Source organism: Acetobacter sp. AAB5 (assembly GCF_050106715.1).
GTDB lineage: Bacteria > Pseudomonadota > Alphaproteobacteria > Acetobacterales > Acetobacteraceae > Acetobacter > Acetobacter oryzifermentans.
In genome coordinates this window covers 1-379 of sequence record NZ_JBNIEW010000063.1, presented here as the reverse complement: position 1 = coordinate 379, position 379 = coordinate 1, and the positions used below count along the sequence as shown (strand labels likewise).

1 protein-coding gene is annotated in these 379 nt (G+C 62.3%); it reads left to right on the top strand.

The features are described from left to right. The coding region (locus ACP7IZ_RS13805; RefSeq protein ID WP_426849734.1) for a MotA/TolQ/ExbB proton channel family protein at positions 1-379 on the top strand (379 nt) is incomplete at both ends.

Genomic DNA, 379 nt, shown 5'->3' with positions numbered 1-379 from the left:
CATCCAGAACAGCCTGCAAAAGGGCCTGGCCTTTTTGGGCACGGTGGGCTCCACTTCTCCGTTCATCGGTCTGTTCGGCACGGTGTGGGGGATCTACCACGCGCTGACAGCGATCGGCATTGCCGGTCAGGCATCCATCGACAAGGTGGCGGGGCCTGTGGGTGAATCCCTGATCATGACGGCCATTGGTCTGGCGACTGCCGTGCCAGCTGTTCTGGGCTACAACCTGCTGGTGCGCCGCAACAAGACAGCCATGGATCTGGTGCGAGACTTTGCGTCTGACCTGCAGTCCATCCTGATCGGGGGTGTGCGCCACGGTGCGGCTGTAGACCAGATTGAGGTGCGCCCGGACAACTCCCCCACCACAGCCACGGTATCC